31 protein-coding genes are annotated in these 21,701 nt (G+C 38.9%); 2 read left to right on the top strand and 29 right to left on the bottom strand.

Translation table 11 applies throughout. The features are described from left to right. Positions 1-39: 39 nt before the first annotated feature. From ACRWQL_RS00425 to ACRWQL_RS00475, 11 genes are all read right to left on the bottom strand, one after another. Positions 40-246: a hypothetical protein gene (locus ACRWQL_RS00425; RefSeq protein WP_434949793.1), complete on the bottom strand. Its 207-nt coding sequence runs from the start codon at positions 244-246 to the stop codon at positions 40-42. Between the two features lie 61 nt (positions 247-307). Then, on the bottom strand, positions 308-712 hold the full coding sequence (locus ACRWQL_RS00430; RefSeq protein ID WP_434949795.1) for a hypothetical protein: 405 nt from the start codon (positions 710-712) through the stop codon (positions 308-310). Positions 713-726: 14 nt separating this feature from the next. Next, positions 727-978 (bottom strand): hypothetical protein, encoded by a 252-nt coding sequence (locus ACRWQL_RS00435; RefSeq protein ID WP_434949797.1) that lies wholly within the window; start codon positions 976-978, stop codon positions 727-729. Between the two features lie 149 nt (positions 979-1,127). Beyond that, positions 1,128-1,307 (bottom strand): hypothetical protein, encoded by a 180-nt coding sequence (locus ACRWQL_RS00440; RefSeq protein WP_432363744.1) that lies wholly within the window; start codon positions 1,305-1,307, stop codon positions 1,128-1,130. Beyond that, positions 1,304-1,525 (bottom strand): hypothetical protein, encoded by a 222-nt coding sequence (locus ACRWQL_RS00445; RefSeq protein ID WP_434949799.1) that lies wholly within the window; start codon positions 1,523-1,525, stop codon positions 1,304-1,306. Before ACRWQL_RS00445 ends, ACRWQL_RS00440 begins: the two co-directional genes overlap by 4 nt. A gap of 14 nt (positions 1,526-1,539) precedes the next feature. Continuing rightward, the gene (locus ACRWQL_RS00450) at positions 1,540-1,851 is read right to left on the bottom strand and encodes a helix-turn-helix domain-containing protein (RefSeq protein ID WP_434949800.1); all 312 of its coding nucleotides are present in this window, start codon (positions 1,849-1,851) and stop codon (positions 1,540-1,542) included. A 73-nt stretch (positions 1,852-1,924) separates the two neighbouring features. Further along, positions 1,925-2,260, bottom strand: a complete 336-nt coding sequence (locus ACRWQL_RS00455; RefSeq protein ID WP_434949603.1) for a type II toxin-antitoxin system RelE/ParE family toxin — start codon at positions 2,258-2,260, stop codon at positions 1,925-1,927. Continuing rightward, positions 2,257-2,784: an integrase gene (locus ACRWQL_RS00460; RefSeq protein ID WP_434949605.1), complete on the bottom strand. Its 528-nt coding sequence runs from the start codon at positions 2,782-2,784 to the stop codon at positions 2,257-2,259. The genes ACRWQL_RS00455 and ACRWQL_RS00460 overlap by 4 nt, the downstream gene beginning before the upstream one ends. A 697-nt stretch (positions 2,785-3,481) precedes the next feature. Continuing rightward, positions 3,482-4,087: a hypothetical protein gene (locus tag ACRWQL_RS00465; protein WP_434949606.1), complete on the bottom strand. Its 606-nt coding sequence runs from the start codon at positions 4,085-4,087 to the stop codon at positions 3,482-3,484. Between the two features lie 124 nt (positions 4,088-4,211). Then, a complete protein-coding gene (locus tag ACRWQL_RS00470) occupies positions 4,212-4,865 on the bottom strand; it encodes a hypothetical protein (RefSeq protein ID WP_434949608.1) in 654 nt (217 codons plus the stop codon). A gap of 205 nt (positions 4,866-5,070) precedes the next feature. Continuing rightward, complete coding sequence (locus tag ACRWQL_RS00475) at positions 5,071-5,925, bottom strand: hypothetical protein (RefSeq protein WP_434949610.1); 855 nt, start codon at positions 5,923-5,925, stop codon at positions 5,071-5,073. A gap of 316 nt (positions 5,926-6,241) precedes the next feature. Here ACRWQL_RS00475 and ACRWQL_RS00480 point away from each other — a divergent pair, with 316 nt between their 5' ends. Together ACRWQL_RS00480 and ACRWQL_RS00485 are read left to right on the top strand one after the other, a co-directional pair. After that, on the top strand, positions 6,242-6,487 hold the full coding sequence (locus tag ACRWQL_RS00480) for a hypothetical protein (RefSeq protein WP_434949612.1): 246 nt from the start codon (positions 6,242-6,244) through the stop codon (positions 6,485-6,487). Positions 6,488-6,715: 228 nt separating this feature from the next. Beyond that, positions 6,716-7,519: a hypothetical protein gene (locus ACRWQL_RS00485; RefSeq protein ID WP_434949614.1), complete on the top strand. Its 804-nt coding sequence runs from the start codon at positions 6,716-6,718 to the stop codon at positions 7,517-7,519. Between the two features lie 72 nt (positions 7,520-7,591). Here the strand turns inward: ACRWQL_RS00485 and ACRWQL_RS00490 are convergent, their stop codons facing one another. The 18 genes from ACRWQL_RS00490 to ACRWQL_RS00575 form a co-directional block, all read right to left on the bottom strand. Further along, on the bottom strand, positions 7,592-7,762 hold the full coding sequence (locus tag ACRWQL_RS00490) for a hypothetical protein (RefSeq protein WP_434949616.1): 171 nt from the start codon (positions 7,760-7,762) through the stop codon (positions 7,592-7,594). Positions 7,763-8,858: 1,096 nt separating this feature from the next. After that, positions 8,859-9,257 carry a hypothetical protein gene (locus tag ACRWQL_RS00495; RefSeq protein WP_434949617.1) on the bottom strand — a complete coding sequence of 133 codons (399 nt, stop codon included), beginning with the start codon at positions 9,255-9,257 and terminating at the stop codon, positions 8,859-8,861. Between the two features lie 10 nt (positions 9,258-9,267). Continuing rightward, a complete protein-coding gene (locus tag ACRWQL_RS00500; RefSeq protein WP_434949618.1) occupies positions 9,268-9,687 on the bottom strand; it encodes a helix-turn-helix domain-containing protein in 420 nt (139 codons plus the stop codon). A gap of 9 nt (positions 9,688-9,696) precedes the next feature. Beyond that, complete coding sequence (locus tag ACRWQL_RS00505) at positions 9,697-9,999, bottom strand: type II toxin-antitoxin system HigB family toxin (RefSeq protein WP_432363774.1); 303 nt, start codon at positions 9,997-9,999, stop codon at positions 9,697-9,699. Between the two features lie 216 nt (positions 10,000-10,215). Beyond that, entirely contained in the window at positions 10,216-10,479 is a 264-nt protein-coding gene (locus ACRWQL_RS00510) for a hypothetical protein (protein WP_432363776.1), read from the bottom strand. A 106-nt stretch (positions 10,480-10,585) separates the two neighbouring features. Then, positions 10,586-11,464, bottom strand: coding sequence for a hypothetical protein (locus tag ACRWQL_RS00515; RefSeq protein WP_434949620.1), 879 nt, complete (start codon positions 11,462-11,464; stop codon positions 10,586-10,588). A gap of 12 nt (positions 11,465-11,476) precedes the next feature. Further along, positions 11,477-11,992 carry a hypothetical protein gene (locus ACRWQL_RS00520; protein WP_432363780.1) on the bottom strand — a complete coding sequence of 172 codons (516 nt, stop codon included), beginning with the start codon at positions 11,990-11,992 and terminating at the stop codon, positions 11,477-11,479. A gap of 64 nt (positions 11,993-12,056) precedes the next feature. Continuing rightward, positions 12,057-12,422, bottom strand: a complete 366-nt coding sequence (locus ACRWQL_RS00525; RefSeq protein WP_432363782.1) for a hypothetical protein — start codon at positions 12,420-12,422, stop codon at positions 12,057-12,059. Positions 12,423-12,500: 78 nt separating this feature from the next. Next, positions 12,501-12,893, bottom strand: a complete 393-nt coding sequence (locus ACRWQL_RS00530) for a hypothetical protein (RefSeq protein ID WP_432363784.1) — start codon at positions 12,891-12,893, stop codon at positions 12,501-12,503. 150 nt (positions 12,894-13,043) lie between these two features. Further along, positions 13,044-13,592 (bottom strand): hypothetical protein, encoded by a 549-nt coding sequence (locus ACRWQL_RS00535; protein ID WP_432363786.1) that lies wholly within the window; start codon positions 13,590-13,592, stop codon positions 13,044-13,046. A 72-nt stretch (positions 13,593-13,664) separates the two neighbouring features. Then, positions 13,665-14,057: a hypothetical protein gene (locus tag ACRWQL_RS00540; protein ID WP_432363788.1), complete on the bottom strand. Its 393-nt coding sequence runs from the start codon at positions 14,055-14,057 to the stop codon at positions 13,665-13,667. Positions 14,058-14,066: 9 nt separating this feature from the next. Beyond that, the gene (locus ACRWQL_RS00545; RefSeq protein WP_432363790.1) at positions 14,067-14,387 is read right to left on the bottom strand and encodes a 2Fe-2S iron-sulfur cluster-binding protein; all 321 of its coding nucleotides are present in this window, start codon (positions 14,385-14,387) and stop codon (positions 14,067-14,069) included. A gap of 231 nt (positions 14,388-14,618) precedes the next feature. Beyond that, on the bottom strand, positions 14,619-14,798 hold the full coding sequence (locus ACRWQL_RS00550) for a hypothetical protein (RefSeq protein ID WP_432363792.1): 180 nt from the start codon (positions 14,796-14,798) through the stop codon (positions 14,619-14,621). A 117-nt stretch (positions 14,799-14,915) separates the two neighbouring features. Beyond that, complete coding sequence (locus ACRWQL_RS00555; RefSeq protein ID WP_432363794.1) at positions 14,916-16,019, bottom strand: DUF7146 domain-containing protein; 1,104 nt, start codon at positions 16,017-16,019, stop codon at positions 14,916-14,918. Positions 16,020-16,332: 313 nt separating this feature from the next. After that, positions 16,333-18,537, bottom strand: a complete 2,205-nt coding sequence (locus tag ACRWQL_RS00560) for a hypothetical protein (RefSeq protein WP_434949624.1) — start codon at positions 18,535-18,537, stop codon at positions 16,333-16,335. A 68-nt stretch (positions 18,538-18,605) separates the two neighbouring features. Beyond that, positions 18,606-19,970 (bottom strand): DUF3150 domain-containing protein, encoded by a 1,365-nt coding sequence (locus ACRWQL_RS00565; RefSeq protein ID WP_432363798.1) that lies wholly within the window; start codon positions 19,968-19,970, stop codon positions 18,606-18,608. Between the two features lie 79 nt (positions 19,971-20,049). Continuing rightward, positions 20,050-20,577, bottom strand: coding sequence for a hypothetical protein (locus tag ACRWQL_RS00570; protein WP_434949626.1), 528 nt, complete (start codon positions 20,575-20,577; stop codon positions 20,050-20,052). A gap of 44 nt (positions 20,578-20,621) precedes the next feature. Further along, on the bottom strand, positions 20,622-21,668 hold the full coding sequence (locus ACRWQL_RS00575) for an AAA family ATPase (protein WP_432363802.1): 1,047 nt from the start codon (positions 21,666-21,668) through the stop codon (positions 20,622-20,624). Positions 21,669-21,701: the final 33 nt, after the last annotated feature.

A 21,701-nucleotide genomic window follows, 5' to 3' on the forward strand; every position in this document is an offset into this window, starting at 1 on the left:
TATCCTATTACGTTAATTAACGATTAATAAGTGTTCGCTTTACGCTTGATAAGACTTAGCAAACTCAAAAGCAGAACCAAAATCATCCATATCCACCCATGTTTTTTTGGACACATGATCGATCCAATTTCTTTCATTCAAGCGACTAAATGAAATCACATATTCGGCACTTGGACATTCCACCCCACAATCCGTAACAAACCACTCACCAAATACCTTAATAACATTACCTTGTGTCTTACTCATTTTCAGTATCCCATATCAAAATTGTTGAATCAGCCATTAATCTCAATCTAGCAGTCATGATTCATAGAAAAATCATTCGAACAGGTGAATCCACAATTACATAAAAAGCTAAGTAAACGATGCCGCCTATAAACATCAAGGACAAGCCATGTAAAAAAGCTTGATCCGCAGCGCTCCCATTCTTCATGCGCTCTAAAGTATGCTTTTCAACTTTTTCATCAAATATTAATCTGGATAACGTGAACAGAAATGCAATTAGCAAAAACGATATATAGCCATGCGGAAACAGGAAATCATTAAACTCATAAGCCAAACTTGTGATATCAGGCTCATGTGTATAATCTTTAACTAAATTTGTGTATATATCGCCCAAAAAAATCAATAGCAATCCAAGCGGAAAGTGACAAATTACATACAACCTTAACGTCATTAGTCCTTGCAATGAAGTAGTCATTAATAGAGCCATATTCTGTTTCCCACCTAATCAATATCAACAAATTCTACTTCACCGATGCTTTCTAGCATTGCCGATATAGCAGGATTTGTGCATTTATCATAAAAGGCACGACATGTACCTTTCACCCCTTTAATTGTTGCTTTATGGCACTGAAAGTGACTGTTGTTTTGCTCGCAATCTTCAAGTATTTCGGCCTTACGTGAATCTGAAACAATTTTGTTTTTTGAGAACAAACACTGCTTGCAACATTTACGTTGTACCGTTTCCAGAGCCATGCTGTTTCCCATTAAGATAATTTATCTATCAACTGCGGTAAAAAGTAAGAAATTAAAAAAATAATCAACCCGCCGATAGGCACAGAGGCTAGAAGCAATCTGTCCGTTTTGATTTGTGGATCTTTTTTCATACTTCTCTGTATCCCATATCAGCTTTTTAATAATTTCACAGCAGCTCTTAGGCCGTCAGGATTATTTTTACATTCCAATGCAGCATCGTGAATTTCGTTGAGCACCTGATCTAAATCTTGCTCAGTTCTCGCATTTTTTAGCTTAGTTTTTAGAATGTTTTTGAACTCAAATGAGACTTCACCTTGTGCGTAATTCATGCTTTTTTCCTACTATGAAATAACTCTTGATAAAGTGGTTTGCGTATTTCAGAAATACGTTCCAGGTAGAGCTTAGTCATGGTCTTTCCATGCTCATCACTTCCAAGTCCATCGGTTTGCAATTCTTGGGCAAAACTCTCTAAAGCAACACGAACAGTTGCCGATTGTGCCTCAGTCAATACTTGGTTATTTATAACGATTTTTGCTTCATCAGCCATGACAAATATTTCCTTTATGCCGCTTTTACGGTTTGAACGTCCATCGACAACTGACCATTACTGTATGTCGGCTTAAATCGATAACCGATGCGATACAAGCAGTTCATCAGCTTATCGATGCTAAACTTTTCAATGCGACCATTAACCAGATCACTAACTCGCGGTTGAGTTAATCCCATTTGCTCCGCAGCTTCAGTCTGTGACCATTTCTTTGCATTGATGATGTCACGCACTACAATCATTAAATCTGAACGTGTTTGTAGGTCTGAGGCTTCTGAGCCTTCCTCAACCACGGCTTCAAAGATGTTGTCAAATTCCAGAGACATAATCATTTACCTAATTGTTTAACATATAAACACAATATATCAATAGTGATATACATACAAGCACTGATATAAATTATTTATCAATCTCTGCCATCATTAACTTATAACGCGCTTTGGCAGTTTTCATAGCCTGACGGTCAACCCCATTCGTGGTCTTAGTAAATGAATGAAGTATGTATATGACCCCTTCAAATTTAGCCACGTAGATAGTCCGATATGCTGGTCGGCCATTCTCGATCAGCTCAACCGCCCCGATACCTACAGAGTCTTGTATGTGCTTATATTTTGAGAATGGGACTTTGTTTTGGGCTATCGCGTTCAAATCGTTACCAAACCGCTTTTGAACTTTATCAGGTAAGGCTTTGAACTCTTTAAGCGATTGTTTATTAATAAACTTGAACTTTTTCATATTTTAAACCGCCTCATTTTCCTTAAGGACTCTAGCCTGTGTTGCTTCCTAATTCCGCGCTCAATAAACCATTCTGTTATCGGGCTATATTGCTCTAAATCTGCTGCTAAATAGGTTTTAACCGTAGTGTCGGACATACCACCAATGATGATTAAATCGTTTACAGATAAACCAGATCTGTACCCTTCTATTACAAAGCTCTTAATAAATGAGCTTCTATCGACACCGCAATCGTTTAACCCTGCTTTTACGATAAGAGAGTCGATTAATTTATTCATCGAAATAGGGAGCAGCTTTTTACTTCCATCAACTTTTTTACCACGATGTTGTAGTCCAAATTCCCTATATAGATCGTTCACGAACAAGGGCAAATTGGGATTCAAACCAAGATACGATTGACTTGGGTGAGTATTAACACCTCTGTCGATTAACCACTTTAGGTAACACTCTATGGCATTTTTTACCTCTTCATTGCTTAGAGGTATAGGTCGTTCATTGCCGTCAAAAGATATTGACTCAGGCATTATGAATAGCTCATTAAGCAAACCCGTTGAAGATATCAGTAGTTGGTTAGTGATAAGGCATAACTCAATAGGTCTTATCCCGCAGTAATTCATTAGAACTAACGCTAGCTTATTACGTTCTCTAAACTCTGATTTTCGACCACAATTTTTACCGATCAAATCAACCCAAAGTTCACTATTAGTTATCGGTCTTCCTTTCAATGTAAACGCACCGCAAACAGGACTGGTGCGCTTATAGTGTCAGTTTAATTAATACAAGACAAGCTGAAGTGCTACATGCCCTAATTACTATGGGCTAGCGCCTTATTGGTAGGAAACGGAGAGGCTACAAATTAGCCTTTATACAATGGAATAGTAAGGCGTATTTCATCTAAAAATACGTTGGGTTCAAGCTTGTTAAAAAAGCGAATTAATTTAGAAGTGTAAGGCTGAATCTTACGGATGGAGTCTTGACTATTTCTTTAAACGTGGAATAAACAACACCGAGGTAGAGATTAATAAATATAATGCGAGTTTAGGGCGAAAAAAAACCAGTCAAAGACTGGTTTTTTTCCCTACAGGACCCCTCCCGTAGTTTGGAGGACACATTATGATTTCGCAATCAACAATGTATCAAACTCCATTATATTATTTCATTTGCTCATTTGTATATTATTTTTTAGCAAGTTTTGATAAAAAACTAATACAGCATCTTTAATTAGAGATATCGCCTTATTGCTTTCAGTGCCCCAACAGTATCTACAGATTCTAAATTTTGAAAATTCGCTTTTAATGTTTTGTTCCTCTTGATTTCATTTGCTATTTTGCGAGGAGTACTTTTATATTTAAGCGCTAAGTGAACTATTCTGTCCTCTGTAAATGACTCTGATTGCTGCATGGCATCAGATATTTCAGCTGCAAGTTCAGCGTTTAACTTTTGCAAACTCTGCTGAAGCGTCGTTTTGTGAAACAAGAAAATTGAAGGATCTCTTAATTGTGTTAGGTCATTGTGAATATCCTGGACCTCACAACCTTCCTTCTCCCCGAAGTCCTTAATCAATTGACTAATATAAGGATGGCTACCGCCTTTTCGATTTATTCGGTAAACAGCAAGTAATAATTTTGTACGCCTTTTATAAATCAGTTCTATATTTTTATTGTCCGAATGAGAACTAGGTTCTATATCCGTATCCACGCGAATAGGCTCATGTTCATTCAACTCTGTCGTTGCTGACGGATTTATTCCATCAGCTTCCTGTTCAGGTTTATAAAAATTATTGTACTTCGCTACCCCAATAGGCTTCCCTAACAATTTATCATTCATTTTGCCATCTCAACAACGAACACTGGGAGTATAGTAACTGCAAATTTTGACTACGAGCTAATTTTGGGTTATCTATTTTGCAACGCTAATAATCATGTTTGTTTTACCGCAAGAAATATTATCCTTAACGATCAATTACGCAATAAGCTATTGTTGATACTGTGATGGCTATAAAAAATATGGCCAACGATAGGAATAATGTCATCATTAGTATTGTTGAAAGAGGTACTAGAAAGCTCTCAATGAAAGTGAAATCAAGCTGCGTTGTAAACCACTGGGTAAATATTACTCCTAATATAAGTACCAACAATCCTTTAAAGCTACCCTTCAAATCGGCATAAGACGGTGACAAATATAAGCCAATGGTTCCGACTAAAAACATCCAAGTTACCGCTGTTACTGGATCAATTTTTAAAGCTATCCCTATCTGTAAATAGCATATATCAAAGCTAGTACTAAACAAGGAGAGCATATCAATAGGCGTTTCTATCCGTAAAGCAGACCCTGCATTTGCCAGATCTATTAGAAAAGAATAGCCATTATCTAACATCCCGACTGTTAATAGTGAGACAGCCAAAATCCCACCAAAGATAGGTGCAATCCCGATGAATAAGCATCCAATCACTTGAAAAGGTGATGCGGGATTATAGCTATGCTCAACGTAGCCAAGTGCTTTATGTGAAAGATTTATATCAAACAACACAACCTTATCTATTTTATGTCTAAATAGTATGCACATGACTGCGTGACTTAGCTCATGAACCGGTACCGCAATCATCCCTAGCATCCGCAATAGAATTATGGGCCGGTGTTTAACTCCCTTAACGAAGAGTCTCTGTAATAAATTAAACAATAATACTGGTATTATAATTGCTGTAGAACAAATTACTAAGTTGATGACGGTATCTAGAGTGTTAGTAAGCAGATCAATTTTTTGCATAATCTTCGAATGAAATCGTCATGGTGTATCCTATTGCGTTTAATTAACGTTGAAAGTACTTAGGATCAATCGATGTAACAAGTAATTTTGTATTACATTTGGGGCACCGTTCCATAGCATCTTGTGTAGAATAATCCTTAATGCACTCGTAGCAACGATAAACATTTACCATTAGTGGTTTCGCTTTTACTTCAGCGTATTCAGCCCTACGCCTTGAAATCGATTCTTTGATAAATCCTCTTTCGTCTGCTTGTAATTGCATAAATTTTTCTTTTGCTTCTTTTAGTAGCGGATCAGTATTAACGTGCCATACCCATCGTTTGCTTTGGGTTTTGCGAATGAGTGATCCTGACAATGCTTCGGACCAACTAACTTTAGGAGCTAGACTGCTTCTTTGCATTAGATCTAGGTCGATTTCTAGAATGCCATGAATTCCACTACAATTTGTATTATGAGTAACTTGGCGGCCAGGGTATGTAATGATGATTGCCAATCGATATTTATTTACGCGAATCACTGCGTCGAAACCATTTATGTCTATACCAATACAGTCGAACTTAAGCATCCTTTCTTTTGTTACCGTAATTGTTTCATCTGAGTATGGTTCTATTACCTCATATTCAGGTAGAAAAATTTCAGTTGATGTAGCCATAATCTGTTTGAGCATTAATTTAAGGGCAACATGAAAAGACAGTATACATTCTGAATAGTTGTATTCACTTTCATAAGCCGGATCGTGTGCAAAATGACTTTCCCTATGACCATTGCAGTGCCTTGCAATTAAAGGAGCCCTGCATGATGGACATACGCAGTTACATGCTTTCCCACTCGGAACATCCATCACATCAAGTAAGTAATTTAAATTGTCGCGACTACATCCAACTGGTATTTTAGCCATAATTAGTTACTTCCATTCAATCTGAATAACTTACTTTTGTAGCACATTCACTTCAGAACCCCAAGTTAGTCGTGTTGTGGTTTTGTATTTAATGTAAGTGACTTAATAACTTATAACAATCTGCTATTAACGTTAATCTATTTTATTCATAAATCCATTTTTATGTATCTAGCAATTACTAACAATATTGACTGTATGAGGTAGTGTTGTTGCTTCACCAAATTAACATTTAAAAATTGAACTTCTTAAATTGACACTTCTAAGTTATTTTTAACTAATATCACGTTATTGGTTATTTTTTATGGCGCATTTATACATGACCCTAAACATCCTGGCAGTAGACCAAATTAAACCCGTTTATTCAGATGATTTTCAAACCATTTTCATTTCCACTAACCGTCTAAATGAAGAAGATAAACATAGTGAAACAAAACCGGCATTAAATAAATTTCTATATAGTAAAGGTGATTTTTTCAATATCAGCGGGACAACTCCAACACTTTGCAACAAAGCACAGCATGCTTTTTTACTTGGATTGATGACAAACTATGGTGTTTTTTAGCATGAGCCATTCGGTTTTAAAACTAAAATGCTACAGTTGGCACTTTTCGAGACTCTCACATTGTTTATTTTTTAATGGTAATTTGTAGCAAGCTTTATCATTCGAGCTTAGGCAAGCCTAATTTCCTTACCCAAAGATTTCTGTGTTGCATTGATGGCAATTGGCGGACTAGGTACAATCAGTCCGCGTGTTATCACTAAATCTAACATTTTGTTCAAATGGGGCCCTATGTTGGATGTTCTTGTGTCGTCTCTTGGCAATACATTGGTTAGCTTAGCGATAAGCTTTGTCTGTATCATTATTCCCTTGTCAGTGCTTCACTTGCTGCAGAAGTGCTTTATCTTGCTGTCCATTCGCAAGCCCAATATCTTCAACCGCATCACAGGGATAATCGCTGTGCCGGTGCATGAGTTTTCCCACTGGTTTGCCTGCAGGCTGTTCGGTCACAAAGTGTTAAGAGTGTCCTGGTACAACCCGCTGGCCAATGGAACACTGGGGTTCGTTGAACACTCTTACAACCCTCTCAATCCCCGCCATGTCATAGGATGTTTCTTTATCGGTATCTCGCCAATTTTTGGTGGTGTGCTCATGACGGGCCTACTCACTGTTATGCTGTTACCCAACTGCCAAGAATTTGTGAGTGCCTTACTGTCTATTGTCAGCATTGCGCCACCAGCAGAGAATATCATTCCTTTTTACGCTGAGCTTAACTGGAATATACTGACGTTCACTTACGCTTCATTACTTCAATCTACGGTTGCGCCTTTTCAATTTCTTGTGTGGGCCACACTGGTGAGCGCTATTGGGCTTTACCTCACACCCTCAAGGGCAGATATGGTCGGTTCTGCGAAAGGCTTTGTGTTTATCGTTGCTGTATTGTTGTTGACTGACATTTTCATCAGGAACGATGCGTTCTACTCGTACTTAACTGTGATTTGCATGGCATGGTCAGCATTGCTAGTCGTATGTATGTGTTTGTCATCGATAAGCCTGGGGCTTCTTATTGTGGCGCAGAAAATTGTGAAGCATTAACAACTATTTATAATTATTGCCCACCGACATGTAGCCATTTTGCCGTTCTTTACAATTCCAATTTGAATCCCATTAGCCAGAGCGAATATGTAGAAAGCCCCAGAATGACAGCTCGGTAAGAATACAGAAAACAAACCTCAAATTAACCAACTCGCAATGTGTACGACCTTTCAAAACAGTCTCAGCGGCATCAGGCACATCACTTGTGTAAGCGGCAATCAGCTCAGTTAATAATTTGGACATGCTCTGCTGTACCCTACTACGTAATTAATCTAAAAATAGAACCAATCGAAATGACAAAAGTAAAGATATAGAGCTGAAAGTAACCCTCAAGACTACATCAGGATTAAACTTTTCAAGACCTTCATATGGCACCTTAACTGGAAGAGCAACAATATTTGGTAATAATTGTCTTAGCCCCTGCACAATTACAGTAAAAAAAAGAGATCCAAACACTGCCTTTTCAATAATCATTAGTTACGCTCTGCGACTGTTTAATGTTTCGATGGTTCATGTTGTATCCTATATTTTTCTAATTTTCTCTCGAAATAATGGGCTAAACTCATATACCCATCATTTATGCACCAATTGCGCGCCAATAAAATACTTACTGGTTTATTAAGGTGGTAACCTGGTACAAAGCCGACTAGCGTACCGAAGATCAATCCTGAAAATACAAGCCTCTCTACGTCGAAAACGTTGTATATATCATTGAGGATGAAGCCTCCAATGCTGAAGGATAGCAGCAATGGACCAACCCATTTGTTTTTTAGCCAACACGTGGCAATGGGTAGGCCACATAAAACCCCAAGTATAAATGAGCCCCAGGAAAACGATTCAATATTTTCATAAATTGAAAAGCAGCCAAGAAAAAGGATGAATATCAAATATAAAGTGTTCAGTTTTCTTAACATCATTCTTTCCTCAATGATTTGCCATAATGTTTTAGAGCGATCTTACCTAAGCTCTCTGCGAGTTGATATAATAGGCAAATCAGACTCGTAGCCAAAGCTACTAACATCAAAGTAAAAACCCCGATCATAAATACATTCGTATTAATTTGTTTTAATTCAAACCCAAGATAAGTGATCAGTGAATTTGTGATAAAACCCAATGCGAACAACGCAGCCGTAGAAAACAGGATGCCAATTATGATAATTACCAAACCTACAAGTGTCTTAAGATAAATCGAATTTGTATGTATATTAATCATTGCTAGTTACTCTGTTGGAGAAGTTGTGATAAAAGTTCATCATCGGATAGTGCAGCATATCAATTAACCACATAGCCACTAGCGGCGTATCAGGATTATCAATCGAAGTTCTGTTGTATGCAGTATTCATTCGTGCTGATACGGCCACTCGGGAAATAAATATAAGTAGTTCACCTTCGAAGCATTAGAGATCTGTCTCAGGTGTTCTAGTGCTTCACAGACGGCATTTGACCATGTGCTACCTAGAGTCATCTCTTCGGACGGTAAGGTCGCCAATCTTTGCTCCAACTTTGACAGGCCATCGAGCAAGTTATTACCCAAGACAATCGGCAACCATTCAGCAGAAAACAGATAATCTGTAGCTGGCATCATATCTAAATCACCCGCATCAGAAGCATCCTCCACATCTTCCAGATCTCGACCGTGCTGGGCGATGCAAACCCACAAGCCCTTAGAATAACGGTCGTCCCTTATCCTCATAGAGAATCCAGCGGCAAGGAGTTTGTCTAACAGTTCAGTCTTCATGTTGTTTCAGTTAGAAGAAGACCGCCGGACTGACGCCGAAACGATGTGCCAGGTTCATAATATGTTCTCGGGTCAGGTTCTTTTTCCCTGCCAACACCTGAGAAACCATGCTTTTTTTACCAATCTCGTTCTCAAAGTCAGTCGTGTTCAACCCATATTGATCCATCAACACCTTGAGCGTGGCTACAGCAGAGTCAATCTCCCCCTGCCTGTGGTTGAATACCTCAAACCTTACAGATTCATCTTCGTAGCGAGTAATGACATTCCCCAGAGCCTCGATAATGATCAGGTTATCATCGTACTGTTCGATTAACTCATCCATCAGTGCCAGCGCCTGCCTATGCCCCGAAGCAGATGAAATGCCATTGAGTATAGGGAGTTGGGATGTAATAACCCCGGCCATTTTAGTGACATCTGCGACAAATAACATTTTCGCCTCCTATTTTCGGTACTTCTTACACAGAGCGTCGTATTCAGCGTGTGTGACAATATGTTTTATATAAATTCTGTTATGCCTAAACTCGATAAAGGCCAGCATGCGTAAATTGTTGCCTCCAATGTCGATAATCCACCATTTATCCTTGTACTTAAAATTGTCCAAGGTACCGAACACCGCCTTTAATTCCTGTGGGTTCTTAAAATCCCCTCGGTTTAGTACGTTATAAGTGTTTTCTATGGCCGCTGCATCATTTGGATGCTTCTTAATTGCGTCGGCAAATGGCTTTCTTGATATTATGTGCATTTGAACCCCGTTTACTATTAGTAAACTATACCAGCGGCAGTTAAGGTTTACAATATGTAAACCTATCTTTTTTAAACCATGAATAGATGGCGTTTTTTTGAATAAAGGTTCGATGCTATCTCGCTTACTTTAGTTGCCGAGTAGTTCACATGTAACAATTGACACCCATGAAAAAGCCCTTGAAACTCCACAAATGGAGTCTCAAGGGCTGAGGTCTTAAATTTCAGCTAAAATGTCTTTGGCTTGTTCAATCGCTAATGCAATCGAATACCTGTCTAGAATCTTGATATCCATCGACAAGCAAGTGCGTCCATTTCTCGTTATGTGAATAACACAGTTTTTATCTGGTATTCCAAAAGAGGCGACATTTATTGTTGAGTTGTCAGGTCGCCATTGCGTGTGAATACGTCTAATTGACGAACCACGAGCAATGCCTGCCATTAATAAATATGGATTTTGGGTTTCTTGGGGTGTTTGCATAAGTGTGTCCTCGATTTAGGAACACTTACCCCAATGGGATAAATGTTCCCATTGGGTAGTAGAAAATATCATTGAATTAATTCAACAATGATTATCAAGTTTGAATTTAAGCTAAGGTGTATTTGCCATTTTGAGTGATTAAAAAGTGCTGACTATTTAATAAATAGTCTATTGCACCAAACAAATCAAAGTGGCTACTTTTAGACAAATGCTCTAACGTGTCGAATAGCTCTTGTTTAGACCAATCGCAACACTGAAACATTCGCTTTAACGTGACCAATAAATCGGCCATCAAATTAGCATCAATAGCTTTTAAAGCTAAATCTAAACTGCTCACTGCATTAACCATACTCGACTTCTTAAAAATTAAGAGTTTTTCGTGTTGAATACGTATCACCGGTTTAGCATATTGACGAGTATCGCTAACACAATTGTGTTGGCACTTTATGACCTCATCAACTAACGGATCTGGTGCTAACTTTTCTGTCAATGAAGACCAATTATAGTAGCTACCATTCTTTCGTTGATTACCCATAAGTACAGCGTAGTGACCACCAGCTTTTGTTGCATCAGAGATATTAATAAGTGCAAGTTTTAAAGCTTGCTCAAACTCATATTCACTCATGCGACTGAGGTCATCATTATGGGGTTCGCCCCACATATTGCCGCTATATTGGATCATGCCGCCATAAGGAGGATGAAAGAAGATAAGATCGGCATGTTGCCCCACAGCTCTGGTTAAATCATCACGAATAAGATTAAAACCACTGTGTAAATCAAAGCCCGCAAATCTATCTGCAATGCCTAAATGATTTACAACATCAATGGTCGTCCCCCCGCCTACAGCTGGATCAACAAAAAATCCATCTCCAGGTAAAAAGTTATCAATCAAATCAATGATGATTTTTCCCGTTGTGTTGCCTCTGTATTGAGAATTGCCAAAGTTACCGCGCTCTGGATAAGAGACTACGCTTGATGTAAACATGTATCGCCTCCACTAGCACTCATTGAAAAAATCAATGACGCGTCTAATTTCGGAGCCATACTGCGTTTCATCTAACGCTGTCGTCCAGATAATATCGCCTTCGCAATACGTCACTAACTCTCGACGAGCATCATTGGACCAAACACAATGCAAAGAGCCTTCACTAATCAACAGCGACCAATTTGGATCGAAGCTGATTTCGTTTTCAAACTCATACAATGGTAAATGTGTTACTTCTCGTACAAGCAAGCAGCCTGTTTGAGTTTTTTCAACTTTGTCTAATTGAGCAGGCAATGATGGAAACCAGTAAGCGTCAGATTCGGTATAAATAAATCGGTCGCCACTGATTGTAGTCCCATCATCAAAGCCAATCACACGCTTAGGCTCTCTAAAGAAAACACCATTTTCATTAGTAAACGTAACAAAATCCCCGACTTTAAAATCACAATCAATTAGTGATTTAGTCAGTAATGTTTGTTTGAATTGAATATAGGTATTTTCTAAGTGTTGTTGGTATGCAGTTAACATATTGCGTCCTCCAAAGACATTGAAGGCACAATTCCCTATGGGATATTGTGCCCATAGGGTAGTTTTAGTATCGGATGAGGAAATCTATACCTTCTATCATCAGAACCGTAGCACCGTTGACATTAGATAAAAAAGTACGCTTTCCAATATATTTGTGTCTGACTTCCGGCCAACACTCCCAGTCATCACGCTCTGTCTTCCAAATGTCATGATGAGGACATTTTTCAAACTCAGCTAGCGTAAAAACAGGCAACGGTACTTCAAATCGCCTCCCGGTAGGGATATGAACTAAAACGCCGCTAGGCGATAATTTGGATTTGTCACCTTCATTATGAAAGCTTGAATAGCCAAAACCATCACCAGTAAAGGCCCGCAATTGGGCGTCTAAACTTTTTTGTTGAAGTGGGATTAATTTAGTTAACTCTTGCATTGTGTCTCTCCAAATAAGATTTAAAGGGCACAATCATCCCTATGGGTGATTATGCCCATAGGGTAGTATTATTTTTGATTACATCGCTATTCCAGGGAATAAGAAACCTTGAAACTCGCAATCTTCAGCTGCAGGTAATAATTCATAAACCGCTTTCTCATTGAATGAGAATTTCAACGGGTATTTGATTTTATCTGGAGCTTCGAACGAAAGTTCAATTCCTATGTGACGTAATATTTCTGCATCATCGACCAAATCTAGATGGCCAACATCAGGTGAGTTGAATTTAGCGAGCCAAGCATAAGCATCAACATTACCAAAATCGCCGTACCCATTGTAAGCGGCCTCTGCAATTGGTCGTCCACCGTCAGGTTGAAGTAAATAGACGGTTCGCCCAGCATTAGGATGTCGAGTATGAATGATTGCAATCGATTCATTTGTATCGCTAGTTTTAAATGAGAAAAAGCCCATAAGTTGTTACTCCAAAAAATTAAACTAGATTTGTGGATCACAACCTCCCTGGCGGGTATGTGATCCCGGCAGGATAGGTTTAGCGTTTGTTTATGATTAAACCGTCGCTAGTTTTTCCATTTTGTATTTACTTAGTGATTCAAACAGGTATTAAGCAGCTAATCGAATATCATTCAGCAATTTGTGTTGCTTAATCGCCTTTGTCATAAAATCAGCCATCATCGTGTTTTTTGTTGAATCGAACCACCGATACCATTGACTCCATGAGCTAATAGACGAGGTTAAATGTACAACGTCAAATGCCGATGATTGCACTATTGAACCGGACAAAATTAAATCCATATCATCCATCAACTGCGACATTGATGTCACTTTAGATGGATTGAAGGGATATTCGTTTGCCAATGACAGTGCAAATTTATAGTTGATTTGATTAACACTCGAACCAGCTATATGAAAATAGCGATGATCACTATTTTCCCAGGCGGATACATGGACCGGATTAGCACCACAATAAAGTGGAATTAAACACGTACCATTTGGTCGTAAAATCCATATGTATTCCGTAGAGTTGGATTGAGTTTCAGCTTGCTTGATGATTGAAAAATCAATATTCAAATCTTCTTTATATGCTTTTGGCATCTCGAATTGATTTGATAGTTCATTCATTTTATTGATGATTTCTTTAGCGTTTAACATAGTGTGTCTCTCCAAATTTAAAGGACACAAAAACCACAAGGGTTAAGTGCCCTTATGGGGTAGGTTATTTAATTAATATTTTGAGTAATATCTAGCTGGTCGAATAGGTACATCTTTAATAACTGGTTTTAAGTCATCATTAGATGCAATCGCTCTATCAATACTTGATAAAGTATTTTTACCGGACCAGTCGAAATTTGTCTCTTGTTTAACCTGATTTCTAATAGTAAATTTTTTACTCTTCTTCTGGAAAACAAGATGCTCTTTGCAATGGTGATCCTCAACTAACAGTAAAAATTGAATATCTTTCAAAGCTGTATTCAACTTTTTCTGTAGTTTACTAACTCGCAACAGCTTTTTACCAAGCCAATAAGTTACAATCGACGGTACAGCTGCTGTGAGAATATTTCCAATTGCCTTTATCATGGCTACAACAATGAGATTATCTATAACAATATTTTGCATGAGATACTCCTAAAGTTGCTGTATGACAATGGGTGATACCGAAACACAGCAACAAGGTAATATTTCATCCTGTTCCAATATTGCTATTGGCTGTTGAATGAGTTTTACCTTGCCGCTAATGAGTTTTGATTTACATTGACCACAAAAACCGCTTTTACAATCGAATTTAATCAGATTTGTGAGCGTTTTTAGTTTAATGTGTTGATTGATGTGTAATTTATTCATAGATGTCCTCCAGACTTTTTGTAGTAGAAAGACAAATATCCCAAAGGGAAAGTTGTCTCCCTGTGGGTAGGTTAAGTTAGCTAGATAGCTCTCATATAACGTCATTCGCTTTGAAATTCGTTATACCGGTCATTGCATATTCGTAAATAGTGCAACCGCTAATGTTTCTCATGTTTAGCTGACATGCGTTTTATTAAACAAATGAACGAGTACCAAAAAAGGTACAAAGAACAAGTGAATAAAAAAAACGATTGGTGGAACTGAATAAACCTAAAGCGACTCAATGAATCGATTTAGGTTTATTGCAGAGGCTAATCTCGCCCCTGCAATCCACAGTCAAATTTCAGCTATTACACTGTTTTTTCCGATGTACGAATTATCACGCGCCCACAACGTTAGTTTTTCTAAACGCTCTTCCAGATCTAACGAGTCTATCGACTCACTGACTCGAAACGCCTTATCCATTCCAACAGTTAAAATGCGTGAATTAACATCATAAATACCTTGTACATGCATAGTGAATCTCCATTAATTTAAAAAGTTAATAAGGTTGCTCATCTCTAAACACACATAGATGCGCTTAAAGATGAACAACCCAGTTACCGACCCAATTAAGGGCCGGTAACGGAGTATTCACCGGGCAATATAGCCGCGAATGTTAGTTGGACAATTTATAAATACATCCAACCAATCTTCTTTTGCTGTGTCGAGAAAGTCAGGGTATGCAATTTTGCAAGTAACACCTTTATTTCTCAGTTTTTCTTGCAACTTTTTGGCAGATTTAAGACCAGCTTCACTAGGTTCTTTGTCAGCCCAAATAACAACGTGTGTTATATCGGAGTCTGGTTCAAACAAAGCTAATACTGTGTCTGAGTACAACGACCAGCAAGGCAACTGATTGGCATTAAAAAGCGCAAGCGCAGTCTCAATGCCTTCTGTTACCCCTAAATATTTACCGCCACCAGCTAAAGTAATCGGTTCACCTAATCGAAATGCGCCACCACCAATATAATCTGGAGGGCTCATCATTTTCTTAGGATTACTCACTTCTGCCTTACCACTGCCATCAGGCTTGAGGTAGATGCGATGAATCGTCAGGTTGTTGCCATCTTTATCTTTAAATATTCCAAGTAGTGCAGGATATTTACCTTTGAATTTTTTATCATCAGTGCAGTAATAACTTAACCCAGGGTGAAACCCAAGTGTGTCAGAAAAACGCTGAACTTCTGCTTCAGTCAGAGTTAAACCTCGACTGCGTAAATAGTTCATAGCGATTGGTGATTGATCTGCTGGCATAGCACCGGCAAATACGTTCTGCAATGCAGCTAATCGCTTGTTCTTTTCTTCATTACTACAATATGTTGATGATAAAACTTTCTCTTGGTTCATTTGTTTGGCCACTTCATGCTTCTTGATTGTACTGATGTCTCCACCAGTGATGCGTAAAACTTCATCTGCTGCTTCTTTAAGAGAGCAATTCAAATAAAATGCTATGACATTCAATCCGTCTGTTAAGCGACCCTCCTGGTTATGAAATGCCTGCCCTGTTTCTTCCCATCCTGAGACGAGACGAAAAACTGTATTACCTTGACCTGATTTTGGACAAGGGATTTGTGCAGGGTAACGGTCAATTGCGAGTTTCAAACCACCGAAGTGATCAAAAACATTTCGCCAACCGCCACGTTGACTAACCAAGGTTTTTACTTTTTTCATCTTAGATTGAGTGGATTGATACATAATTTTTTCTCCTAATAACTCACGAAAACCCCAAAATCCCCTCGCTAAAAGAAACTTTGGTGGTTTCCGCGAGTCGTGGGTAAAAGGTGCCTCAATGAAGCACCTGATTTGTTTTTACCGTGTTAGAAGAGGTCCCCATTTCCATGAAGCCCTAATAAGTACCTTGATACCGTTACGAATTTCGTAAACAGCAATCATTCCACTCGCTCTAATTTCTGTGATTGTATTTTTCATAGTGTGCCCTCCAAGGACGATTTTGGAGCACACTAATCCCCAAGGGATGTAATGCACCCCTTGGGTTATGTAATTTTGCTTATTTAAAAGCGTGTCTTAAGCCTTTGGTTAAAGCAACAATGAGGTCTTGTTCACTTTGAATTACCGAAAAATCAGCATCTTCAAAACCTTGAACATCACGTCGAATCCCTATACCAAAAACTTTTACACCAACCGCATTCGCTTCTGCTATCGATTGCTTTAGCTCTTCTATGTTATCTGGAGCGCCATCCGTAATTACAAAAAGTAATTTACGCGGCTCTGCCCGATTAACAAGATAAGCTATTGCAGAAACTACCGCTTGTGCTGTCGGTGTAGAGCCTGCACCAGTGATATTGAAATCACTTGCTTTAGGCTTTTTGTCGAAAGTTTTAACAATTTCTAAATGTGCTTCATCAATGTAATAACCACTGTCATTCAACAAATATGATGGATAATATCCAACCATATTCTTGACACCTTTAATACCGTCAAGAGCTGCACTCATGGCATAACTAACACTGTTAGCCATACGCATATCTGCATCACCCATTGAACCTGATTTATCAACTAACAAACTAATAACAGCATTAGGCGAGCGACGAATAGACTCTCTTTCAAAAATGCGTTTATTACCTGTTACTACAGTCGATATTCTTGACGAACTAATCGTTGCCCCTTTCTTGTCGAGAGACTTTTTACAATAGTTTTGATCATGAAAAATTCGCTTTAGCGGATTTTTTAAACCTGAAACTAATTTATGAGTCTCACCAACATGGCATCCACCGACCTGATCGATAGAAACTGGGTTTTGAGGTATTACATTCATAGGCTTTATAAAAGACCCTTCAAAGTCTTTGGCCATATCAGCAATTTGTTCGCGCAATTGAGCGTGAAAATCGAAACTATCATCATCAAGTGAATCTAGGATTTCTGCTTTTCTTCTCGCAGGAGTATTAGAACCGCTTCCTTTTGAGTGCTCTTCGCTATCGTCTGAACCGTCGGCATCATCTGAGTCGCTTAAATCATTTTCGCTATCGTCTGAGCCATCGGCATCGTCTGAGTCACTTAAATCATCTTCGCTATCATCAGTGCCATCGGCATCGTCTGAGTCGCTTAAATCATCTTCGCTATCATCAGTGCCATCGGCATCATCTGAGTCGCTTAAATCATTTTCGCTATCGTCTGAGCCATCGGCATCGTCTGAGCCAGCGGCATCATCTGAGTCGCTTAAATCATCTTTGCTATCATCAGTGCCATCGGCATCGTCTGAGTCACTTAAATCATCTTCGCTATCATCAGTGCCATCGGCATCATCTGAGTCGCTTAAATCATTTTCGCTATCGTCTGAGCCATCGGCATCGTCTGAGTCGCTTAAATCATCTTCGCTATCGTCTGAGCCAGCGGCATCATCTGAGTCGCTTAAATCATCTTTGCTATCATCAGTGCCATCGGCATCGTCTGAGTCACTTAAATCATCTTCGCTATCATCAGTGCCATCGGCATCGTCTGAGTCGCTTAAATCATCTTCGCTATCATCAGTGCCATCGGCATCGTCTGAGTCACTTAAATCATCTTCGCTATCGTCTGAGCCGTCGGCATCGTCTGAGTCATTGTTATTGCTTTCTTGTTCATCAACCCACGCCATAAATAAATCGTAAATCTGCTTTGCTGTGTCATAACACTTTTCAGTGCTATTGAGCTTTAGCATCACAGATGAATTAAATATTTTGTGAATTGCCCGATAAAAGTCATCACCGAACTTTTGCTTCAATAAATCATCAGCAAAACGGTAATACTCATCAAGCGGTTGATCGTTAAATGAGCGAGCACCATATAACACCCACGCTCTAAGTATGAGTGATTCATTGTGTTCGCAGCTGGGTTTAATAAATATACCTTTCTCTTTGCATAAAACGACTAACTTACGTAGTGACGTTTTACATCCTTTAAAATCCGCTATCAAACGTGCTTCTTGATGTGCGTCATCTAAAGAGTTGAGCAATCCTTTTAAAAACGGAGACTCATGAAACGCTCGCTCGTAAAAATCACCGCTAGTATAATTTTCATGACCAAGTTCATGGTCACAATACCCTATACTCATAGTGACAAATTCGTCATTACTAAAGTCACCGATAGGCAAATTAATAATGCCATCAGAGTGCCATGCGCCTTTGCCACTAAAAGTGATTTTCATGTTTGAACAACGAGTTAATACCCGCGATATATTTCTAAACTTTCTGGTTAATTGTTGTTGTGTAGCCATGTGCGTCCTCCAAGACGTTATTGAAGGCGCACACAAACCCTATAGGGAGTGTGTACGCCCTATGGGGTTTAGAATCCAAAGCCAAATTCTTCATCTTCGACTACATCTTCTTCAACATCTGAATATTCTTCAGTCTGGTCGAAATCGATAAAGTCCGTATCCAAGACCATGCTCACGCTGGTTTCTTCTACTACAGCTGCTTCTTCAACATCTTCTACAACAAAAACAACTGAATTATCTTCAGATTGTTGTTCGTTATCAGAGTCATCGTCAAAGCCTGTATCTAAGGCCATGTTTGAGCTGGTTTCTTCTGCTACAGTTACTTCTTCAACATCTTCTACAACATCAACAACTGAATTATCTTCAGACTGTTGTTCATCATCAAAGTCATTGTCAAAGCCTGTATCTGAAATTGAGTCGGATAATTCAGCAATTTGATTAGTTTGGTCAGGATTTAGATCTTCATCTAAATTATTGCTAATCTCCTCACCCAACACACCAAAGTCATCAATAATTACCTCTTCTTCATATTCAACAACATTGTCGTCAACATGAGCTTTGAGGCTATCTACGTTCGATAACACTAAAGTCCAACGAGCTAATGCAGCTAAATCATTATTCTCGATCCATCCCTCTTTTGGCATGGAATCAAGTACACGATTTGTCTCTGCAATCACTTTTTCGATATTGCTATCTAAAAACGATAAACCATTTAATTTCCCGATTAAGGTCTTAAACGCATCTTTGATACGTCTATTTGCTTTAGTGCGTGGAAATTTATGGCCATTAGCGTCTTTGATGAAAAATGAACGGTCGTAAACATCTCCGGCCATTTTCGCTACTTCTTCGTAAAGGTTATCAAGCATTGAATTAGCAAGTTCTTCTGCCGCTTCTTCATCATCTTCATCAATCAATGGTTTGAAAGCGACCGGTGGTAACATCTTCAGTTTGAATCTGCCACCAAACTCATTTTTATCCATGGTGTAGCGGCGCATAATGTCTGCCACATCCTGGTTTTTCATTACCCAATCAAATATAAGGTTGTCATAGTTAAACAGCATGTCGTCTAAATCACGTTGCCATTCAATTTGAATAGCCTCGATCTCTGCTTGGAGTTCATCCAATCGCGCCAATGGCACAATGGTCATATCACCCCAACGAACGCCATAGGCATTCAGGACTCTACTAATTTGCTGCTTACTCTTGTTGACAAAATTCAATGGCTCTTTAGGGAACCAACGAATTTTAGAACCTTTAATTGAGTCTGAATCTTGCAGTTGACCATCAAGTTCAACTTTGACTTTTGGCAAACTTTTCTCTCCGCAAGCGGCGCTAGAAACGATATTTACCACACAAACACCTTGTTCAAGTTGTTCAAGGCGTGAGCATAAATCGGCTGAATTGATAGTTGTTGAGTTAGTTAGTGCGTTCATAATTTGTCCTCCAAGAACAAAAAAAAGAGCGCACTACCCCCATAAGGAAGTTTGTACGCCCTTATGGGTTAATTAATGTTTAATATAAAGTTGTTAGATCGCCACGTAATGTTGATCCTATGGGTGCATAGCCTTTTTTGACTTTGCTATGGATCAGATTACCGCGCTTTACTTTTCCGTGTGGACTTGAAACCCCGCAGTCTTGATATTGATATGCAACCCAATTTCCATTGGTTTGCGCGTTTTTAAATAAAACGACCATATCGTTATCACTGACTTGCTCCTCAATTACAGCCCAGTATCGGTCTTGATTTTCTATTGAGTAGAGTAAAAACGATTGGTCTCCATCTACATCGCTAATCGGCATATTTGAATGGTAATGAGCACTTTCAAATACAGTATTGTTGCCAGCTAAATTAACAGCTAAATGTTCATATGAACGATGTCCAGTCATGTTGACCTGAGCATTGCTGTTTAACATTTTCGTGACTGTAAAAGTCTCGCCATCAACGACACCTTCAACAACAAACTTTTTGCATAATGAGCGTGCGTACCATTTCTGGCCACTGTCCCATTCCAAATCGTTGTTGGTAATTGCTTCAAACATGGTCCCTTTCGGAATCATGCTTAAATCAATCGTTGCTGAAGGCGTTATGACTTTTTTGATAAAATCTCTGCTAATGTTAAATTAATATCATCACCATATATCTTATCGACAATACTGTTCGCAATATCTTTATCATCAGAACTTACTGATCGTAAGAATACTGAATCAAGTGATGTTTTCAATGTGCGAAACTTACCAAACGCTTGAATGTAATATATCCAGGCAACGAGGACCCGAGTTGAGAAAATGCATTGAATAGGATCTTCAACATCACCATCTCGTTTCACGCCTAAAGCCGCATCACGAAAAGCATTAGCCAGTCTGATAGCATCATTTCTAATGCTTACAGGTAATCTGCCTCCAACTTTCTCAAGGATTTTAGCTTCAACTACAGTGCTTGGATAAGCTGTTTCTAACCACATGAAGCGTGATAGAAACGCTTGGTCTAACTGGTTCGATGAAATATAACGCTCATCGTGACCAGAACCATAAGTGTTAGCAGTGCCTACACAGAAACAATGCTTATTTCTAAGTAATGTTTCTTTAAACATCTCCAATGGCCAAGGTTTCCCTTCCACCAGCAAATGCATCGCTGATGTCAGTTCTTCCGAGGCTTTATCCATCTCATCAAGCAATAAAATGCCGCCATTGATATAAGCTTTTGCTGCAGGACCATATTCTTTACGCGTAACGGTTTGACCGCTTTCGTTATCAAGAACATAACTTCCCTCCAAATCTTGTGGATTCATGCGAGCATGAGTTTTCACAATGTAAAGCGGAAGGTTTAACCTGTCAGCTAAGTACATCACTAATTCTGTTTTACCAGTGCCAGTGTGTCCTTGTAAGCCTAAAGCAAGCATTTGGTCTTTCGCCATTAACCACACCAACGCTATCTTGGTGTTATCAACATCTGGAACATACATTGGATTACTCTCAATACAGTCTGGATGACGATGTTTACGGCGTTGAATCATGACATTCGAACCTTCAAAAATTTCAGGGAAAAGTGCATGTGCGGCTACTTTTTCCATTTCTGAATAATCGATTGAATTTGTTGTAGTTGCTGCTGTGTTGATTTGTTGTACTGACATAGTGCGTCCTCCAAAGACGTTTAGGTATTTTGA

Origin of the sequence: Shewanella sp. HL-SH4, from assembly GCF_051164845.1 — a bacterium.
Taxonomy (GTDB): domain Bacteria; phylum Pseudomonadota; class Gammaproteobacteria; order Enterobacterales; family Shewanellaceae; genus Shewanella; species Shewanella glacialimarina.

Bases quoted from the DNA above. Each gene is read 5' to 3' on its own strand.
- ACRWQL_RS00485 (WP_434949614.1), top strand. From the start codon at position 6,716: ATGTTGGATGTTCTTGTGTCGTCTCTTGGCAATACATTGGTTAGCTTA.
- ACRWQL_RS00475 (WP_434949610.1), bottom strand. From the start codon at position 5,925: ATGGCTAAAATACCAGTTGGATGTAGTCGCGACAATTTAAATTACTTA.
- ACRWQL_RS00445 (WP_434949799.1), bottom strand. From the start codon at position 1,525: ATGGCTGATGAAGCAAAAATCGTTATAAATAACCAAGTATTGACTGAG.
- ACRWQL_RS00495 (WP_434949617.1), bottom strand. From the start codon at position 9,257: ATGAAGACTGAACTGTTAGACAAACTCCTTGCCGCTGGATTCTCTATG.
- ACRWQL_RS00550 (WP_432363792.1), bottom strand. From the start codon at position 14,798: ATGCATGTACAAGGTATTTATGATGTTAATTCACGCATTTTAACTGTT.
- ACRWQL_RS00425 (WP_434949793.1), bottom strand. From the start codon at position 246: ATGAGTAAGACACAAGGTAATGTTATTAAGGTATTTGGTGAGTGGTTT.
- ACRWQL_RS00430 (WP_434949795.1), bottom strand. From the start codon at position 712: ATGGCTCTATTAATGACTACTTCATTGCAAGGACTAATGACGTTAAGG.
- ACRWQL_RS00530 (WP_432363784.1), bottom strand. From the start codon at position 12,893: ATGGGCTTTTTCTCATTTAAAACTAGCGATACAAATGAATCGATTGCA.
- ACRWQL_RS00455 (WP_434949603.1), bottom strand. From the start codon at position 2,260: ATGAAAAAGTTCAAGTTTATTAATAAACAATCGCTTAAAGAGTTCAAA.
- ACRWQL_RS00555 (WP_432363794.1), bottom strand. From the start codon at position 16,019: ATGTATCAATCCACTCAATCTAAGATGAAAAAAGTAAAAACCTTGGTT.
- ACRWQL_RS00460 (WP_434949605.1), bottom strand. From the start codon at position 2,784: ATGCCTGAGTCAATATCTTTTGACGGCAATGAACGACCTATACCTCTA.
- ACRWQL_RS00520 (WP_432363780.1), bottom strand. From the start codon at position 11,992: ATGTTAACTGCATACCAACAACACTTAGAAAATACCTATATTCAATTC.
- ACRWQL_RS00575 (WP_432363802.1), bottom strand. From the start codon at position 21,668: ATGTCAGTACAACAAATCAACACAGCAGCAACTACAACAAATTCAATC.
- ACRWQL_RS00505 (WP_432363774.1), bottom strand. From the start codon at position 9,999: ATGCACATAATATCAAGAAAGCCATTTGCCGACGCAATTAAGAAGCAT.
- ACRWQL_RS00490 (WP_434949616.1), bottom strand. From the start codon at position 7,762: ATGTCCAAATTATTAACTGAGCTGATTGCCGCTTACACAAGTGATGTG.
- ACRWQL_RS00560 (WP_434949624.1), bottom strand. From the start codon at position 18,537: ATGGCTACACAACAACAATTAACCAGAAAGTTTAGAAATATATCGCGG.
- ACRWQL_RS00540 (WP_432363788.1), bottom strand. From the start codon at position 14,057: ATGCAAAATATTGTTATAGATAATCTCATTGTTGTAGCCATGATAAAG.
- ACRWQL_RS00525 (WP_432363782.1), bottom strand. From the start codon at position 12,422: ATGCAAGAGTTAACTAAATTAATCCCACTTCAACAAAAAAGTTTAGAC.
- ACRWQL_RS00470 (WP_434949608.1), bottom strand. From the start codon at position 4,865: ATGATTGCGGTACCGGTTCATGAGCTAAGTCACGCAGTCATGTGCATA.
- ACRWQL_RS00440 (WP_432363744.1), bottom strand. From the start codon at position 1,307: ATGAATTACGCACAAGGTGAAGTCTCATTTGAGTTCAAAAACATTCTA.
- ACRWQL_RS00480 (WP_434949612.1), top strand. From the start codon at position 6,242: ATGACCCTAAACATCCTGGCAGTAGACCAAATTAAACCCGTTTATTCA.
- ACRWQL_RS00570 (WP_434949626.1), bottom strand. From the start codon at position 20,577: ATGTTTGAAGCAATTACCAACAACGATTTGGAATGGGACAGTGGCCAG.
- ACRWQL_RS00510 (WP_432363776.1), bottom strand. From the start codon at position 10,479: ATGCAAACACCCCAAGAAACCCAAAATCCATATTTATTAATGGCAGGC.
- ACRWQL_RS00565 (WP_432363798.1), bottom strand. From the start codon at position 19,970: ATGAACGCACTAACTAACTCAACAACTATCAATTCAGCCGATTTATGC.
- ACRWQL_RS00465 (WP_434949606.1), bottom strand. From the start codon at position 4,087: ATGAATGATAAATTGTTAGGGAAGCCTATTGGGGTAGCGAAGTACAAT.
- ACRWQL_RS00435 (WP_434949797.1), bottom strand. From the start codon at position 978: ATGGCTCTGGAAACGGTACAACGTAAATGTTGCAAGCAGTGTTTGTTC.
- ACRWQL_RS00450 (WP_434949800.1), bottom strand. From the start codon at position 1,851: ATGTCTCTGGAATTTGACAACATCTTTGAAGCCGTGGTTGAGGAAGGC.
- ACRWQL_RS00500 (WP_434949618.1), bottom strand. From the start codon at position 9,687: ATGTTATTTGTCGCAGATGTCACTAAAATGGCCGGGGTTATTACATCC.
- ACRWQL_RS00515 (WP_434949620.1), bottom strand. From the start codon at position 11,464: ATGTTTACATCAAGCGTAGTCTCTTATCCAGAGCGCGGTAACTTTGGC.
- ACRWQL_RS00535 (WP_432363786.1), bottom strand. From the start codon at position 13,592: ATGTTAAACGCTAAAGAAATCATCAATAAAATGAATGAACTATCAAAT.
- ACRWQL_RS00545 (WP_432363790.1), bottom strand. From the start codon at position 14,387: ATGACGTTATATGAGAGCTATCTAGCTAACTTAACCTACCCACAGGGA.